This is a genomic window from Bacteroidota bacterium (assembly GCA_030706565.1).
Taxonomy (GTDB): Bacteria; Bacteroidota; Bacteroidia; order Bacteroidales; family JAUZOH01; genus JAUZOH01.
The window spans coordinates 1-3,679 of record JAUZOH010000373.1 but is presented as its reverse complement, the minus strand read 5'-3'; the positions used below and the strand labels follow the sequence as shown (position 1 = coordinate 3,679).

Sequence of the window (3,679 nt, the reverse complement as noted above, 5' to 3'; positions counted from 1 at the left end):
GAGATTCTTTACAAGCAGCACGGAATGACTTTCCGCAACCCATAATTCGTTCAAAGTGGTAGCTGCCCGAAGACAACAAGGGCAAATCGAATTTGCCGGTTTTAGAATCATTTAATTCCCTGAAAATTAACACATAACCCTCATCACTTCCACTTTTTTGCGACTGAAAGCCGGTCCAGCTCTTGCCTGAAGGCTCATCGCCCACCGGTAAAATTATCCCAGAATGGAGATCATTCATTACCTGTTTGTATTTGTTGATTGACTCCGCAACTGAAAAAGCCTCCCTGGGCAAACCGGATCCTTCAAACCAGGCCAGTGGCTGAGCCACCATGGTTATTGCAAACAAATAATCAAATGAATAATTTCCCGGTGCCAGGGGATCTTCCCCGTATTTATCTGCATTGCGCCATTTATTCAAAAACTCTGTCTGTAAATTTTGTGGCGGGATATAACGGGACAGCATCCATAAATTGCGCAACGTCCAGTAAGGATAATAGTTTTGCCAATCCGTATATCTGTTTTCAAGAAATATATTACCGTACTCGTTAAAGAAGTTGTAACCACCCCGCCGGCCTGCTGTCACATCGAGGTTAAATACAACCTGTCCCCGAGTGGCTTCCACCACTTTATCAAGCATTTTCCGGAAATTAACTTCTGAAGTCTTGTCAGGTAAATTCACCCCGTCAATCTTAAAAGTATGAATGCCATAGCTGTTGTAAAGGCCAATTAAAACATCTGCATCCTTCTCCCAGTTTGCATTACTGTTTTCATGGCTGGGATTAAACCAAAGGCAGATTTCTATATCCAATTCCTTTCCCCTTTTCACTATGGGCTTAAGTCCATTAGGGAATTTTGCAGGATTGGGCTTCCAATAATCAGGATTAGTCCAAATATTATTGAGTGAGCCGCCCGGCAAGGCCGAATTGCTGGAACGTCCGGTTTGCCATCCGTCATCCAGCTGAAAATGGGTGATTCCCAGTTTTGCAGCAGCTTCGAGTTCATTCAGGCAAAATGCTTCGTTCACCTTTGAATCCTGACCGCGATCGCCCCAGGTATTCATCAGGATCATATCATCCCGGCCCGGTAAATGTGTACGCACCGATTGCTGGTATTCCCTGAGGGAGGACAAAATGCCTGTCTCATCATTGGTTAAAGAAAGCCCCATCACCGTTCCATAAGCTTTGGTCCATGATGAACCGGAAAGATCGGAGTCAGCAACACCCAACCCCGTGACTTTTGCCTCTCCCTGCTTTACAGTAAAATCATAGCCGGGATAATACAGCTGAACCGACGAAGCAGGCGCTTCCTTAAGAAGGAAAAGACGCTTGCCCGACAAAATATTTTCCAGGAATAATAAATTTCCCCTAAGCTGGCATTCCTGACGGTAAAGAATTCTATCATAAGTTTGAACCAAAGTATTGTTGCGATCCGTAACATCAAAAAATTCGACAGAACGGGCTTTCCAATGATTCCCGGATAGCCTGACCTTATCGGTCACAGCCACCATTGATTCTCCCTGATGCTTGGCTGCATCATTTTCTATATTCTTTAAATCTCCTGCATTAACTAATGTTTCTGTACTGCCTTTCATTTGTCCTTTCAGGTATAAATCACAGGCTATTGCCGGGCATCCGGGATACAGGCGAAATACACGCAGTACCTGCATTTTACCTATTGAGCAAATCACTTCTGCCTTGACATACGCAGGGGTAACAGAAGTTGCCGGCTGATTTGACACCTTCAAAATCCCCTCCCCGCTTGTCAAAAGGCCCTTTTCTCCTGTATTAAAAAAAGGTTGATTATCAGGGGCTACAACAGATTGCCCCGAAACGACATCTCCAAATGCAAGACGAATCAGATTCCCTTTATTCCAAAGGAAATGCTCGAAAACAACTCCATTTTCAAGGGTAAGAGTATCCTTATGCAGATAAGCTTTGCAATTTTCCCGTTCCTGACCGAATGCAAATTGCGAATACTCAATGCAGAATATAAAACAAAAAATAACCTGTATAATTTTCATCGGATCAATAAGTTGAATAAGACAAATACCGCATCACAAAAAGCAAGACACGATGTTACTTAGATGAATATTTTTCATCTTTTAACGCACAAATATATAAATTCAGCATAATCATTTTGATAAAATGATCATGCTGAATCCTATAATTTTGCTATAAATAGAAATTTAAAGTTGCAACTAAATATCTCCCTAAACAGAATAAAATTAAAGGTCAGAGATTAATATCCTTCAACCACACACCTTACCAGGGAGCTAAAACAGGCCATGATTCACTAAAAAGTTCCGGGACTTTCCTCCACCAAGCGTTTAAAACAAATCCTCTGTGGTTAAAAGTATTTTTTGCGTCTCTGCACCTTAGCGTGAAACGCATTTCTCGCAAAGACGCCAAGGCGCAAAGAATCAATAATTTAATAAAATTTAGATTTTTATCAGATCAAATCTATATTACTGTGCCTTAGCCTCTGCTCAGATACCATTGGAGCATCTTAAAGTATAGACATGATTAACAGGATTAACATGTTCAATTTCTACAGGTTGTTGGGGCAACCTGTAATCATGTAATCCTGTCAAAATCTTTGCGTGAAAATACATTTACCACAAAGGCACAAAGTAAATTAAGAATACAAGTTCCTTTGTGCACCTTGTGTAATCCTTGTGTCCATTGTGGTGAAACCATAGTTATCTAAAAAAGTTACGCTGGCTTCGACTACGCTCAGGCAACGGCGTACATAGCAGAACCTGAACCAAATCTCAGCGTTTCTCATCTTAACTCAATGGCTCTCAGTGTAATGATATTCTCATACGCTAAGTTTCACTGAGTATTAATATGAAACAATATCCTGTAATTCCCCCTTTTTACTACTTGCGAAACTTTAAATAAGAATTAATAGAAAGGGGAAAAACGCCAAGCAAATTTCAATAGACTAAAAAAGCAAACCTGTTTTATTTGACGATTCCAATTTTGTTCATCCATTCAAACAGAGGCTGCATCCACTTATCAGTCTGTATTTTAAATATAAAACCATGATTCCCGGTAGGGTAAAGATGCATTTCTGAATATACTTTATGACGGGTCAGCTCCTGATAAAAACGTATGCTGTTTTCGACAGGGACAGCGGTATCATCCCCGGTCTGGGTCAGCCAGGTCGGAGGAGTATTTTCACTGACATGCAATTCATTTGAAAATAAATCGATTTGTTCAGCATCAGGTTTACTGCCCAGCAAGTTCGTTCTGGAGCCCAGATGTGTCAATCCATCTTTCATACTGATTACCGGATAAACCAGGATCATAAAATCAGGCCGTAAATTAACCTTTTCGTCATTGGCTATATAGGATTTATCGAAATGCGTACCGGCTGTCGAGGCCAAATGTCCCCCGGCAGAAAAACCCATAATACCAATCTTCTGAGGGTTCAATTTCCATTCAGAAGCACGCTGCCTTACTGTCTTTATAGCCTGTTGTGCATCCTGCAAAGGCCCGATGCTTTTATCTTTCATAATTAAATCGCTGGGCAGACGGTATTTCAGGATAAACGCAGCAATGCCTTTACGCAAAAAAGCCGCCGCAATTTCGGTTCCTTCAAGACGGTAACTTTCCATTCCATAACCTCCACCCGGACAAATAATAACTGCCGCACCGGTGGCTATTTTTTTGTCAGG

The 3,679-nt window shown here is 41.4% G+C and carries 2 protein-coding genes; both read right to left on the bottom strand.

Annotated features, from left to right (window positions below; translation table 11 throughout):
- Positions 1-2,020 (bottom strand): alpha-galactosidase (locus tag Q8907_14275; GenBank protein MDP4275438.1); only part of this gene is annotated, 2,020 nt, incomplete at its 3' end.
- A gap of 942 nt (positions 2,021-2,962) precedes the next feature.
- Positions 2,963-3,679 (bottom strand): alpha/beta hydrolase (locus tag Q8907_14270; protein ID MDP4275437.1); only part of this gene is annotated, 717 nt, incomplete at its 5' end.